Below are 1,595 nucleotides of genomic sequence, written 5' to 3'. Positions count from 1 at the left end.
GATCGTCACCGGCTCCGGCAACACCGGAGTCACCGTCACCTCCGCCGTCGAACCGGTAACAGATTCCGTCACCGAACACACCGAACCCACCGGCAGGTCCGGCACCGTCTCACTGACCGGCTCAACTGCACCGCCGGGGATATCGAAGACAAAGGCACCAGCAGGTCCGCAGTCCACGGTAAGAGCGATAGCCCCCTGGCTGCCCACACCCCCGCCGGCAAACACCTTATTGATGACAAGGTCACCCGGGACGAAGAATTCCGCCGTCGCCTCGGCAGTGGTTTCCAATACCGTGCTCGCTGCAAGGATAAGGGGTTGGGCATTGTCCCGAAGGGGATCGCCGCCGTCGTAGAGGTAGACGTTGCCCGTCTGGACGCTAACGGAAGCCCGGGCGCTAAGGACTCCCGGGGTGGTGGAATCCGGCGGGCCGCCCACCCAAACCTGGGTGCCCGACGCGACGACGCCCCCACTGGGAATCGGGGCGGTCCCCGCAGCGTCGGCATAGATGGTGTATCCGGTGGGTACAGAAACCGTCATTTCCGCCGCGCCTTCCGCGGCCACCGTAAAGGGACCGGCCACGCCTCCCGCCGGGCCCGCAGCAGCCGGCGGCGTGACGGTGATACTGGGCGGGGGCGGTTCCACCAGGGGCCCGTTGGCCTGCGCGTCGGCGACGATCGCCTCAACCGCTGGCCGGATGACCGTCTCCGATGTATTGACCAGGTATCCGTCGGTGAAGTACCAGATCGCACCCTGCACCGCCGCGGCCTGCTGATTTGCGGTCAGACCCGCAGGCAATGCCGGATTCGCAGGGTAATAGTTGTTCAGGATGTAATTCACGTAGCCGATGTTGGCCACGTTGGATTCGTCCCAGGCCCCCTGAACGTAGCCAATGCCGACCTGCGTTTCCACCGCTGTATCGATGCAGTACATCTGCCCGGTCCCGCCATCGGCATCCTGAGCGAGAATGATGCCCGCGAACCGGCCGGTCACAGGCACTCCCACTGGGTTCTCCTCCGGATACGGCGCCAAGGGATCCGGCGGGGTGGGATCGTTGGCCACGAAAGCCTGGACCCTTTGAGCAGCCCCAAGCCCGGTAGTTACGACTTCAGCATTGGTGCCGGCCACGGCCGCCGGTTCCCCCGGGTCCGGCTCTGTCCACGAGGCAGTCGCGGGCACCGCGAACGGCACCAGTAACAGGGCAGCTGCCCCAACGACGCCGAGTAACGACTTCCGTAGCGAACGCCCTGGCCCTGGACGGCGCCGCAGGCGGGATGAAATGAGATGGCTCATAAGGGCTTCCTGCTTCTCTTCCGATAACTCGCGAGTGACGACGCCGGCACAAGGTCGGCCCGTGCATCGCACAGTACGTACAGCGCGAGCTCGGGTATAGGAAAGGCCGGAATATAGGCAGAAAGCCGGTGACAGAGCAGAAATGCTTATTGACATGCGCGGGTTAAACAGGTTGAGCCCGTACCAGCACTGGTACGGGCTCAACCCTCAAATATTGTCCGGCGGTGACCTACTCTCCCACATCCTCCCGGATGCAGTACCATCGGCGCTGTGGGTCTTAGCTTCCGGGTTCGGAATGGGACCGG

1 protein-coding gene and 1 rRNA gene are annotated in these 1,595 nt (G+C 64.1%); both read right to left on the bottom strand.

Translation table 11 applies throughout. The features are described from left to right. The coding region (locus AC5RT8_RS16285; RefSeq protein WP_494096763.1) for a thioester domain-containing protein at positions 1–1,059 on the bottom strand (1,059 nt) is incomplete at its 3' end. 447 nt (positions 1,060–1,506) lie between these two features. Beyond that, a 5S ribosomal RNA gene (rrf, locus tag AC5RT8_RS16280) occupies positions 1,507–1,595 on the bottom strand; the annotation flags it as partial.

It is taken from the genome of Arthrobacter sp. Ms25 (assembly GCF_059090365.1).
The sequence above is the reverse complement of the archived record's forward strand: the minus strand, read 5'-3'. Positions and strand labels throughout refer to the sequence as shown.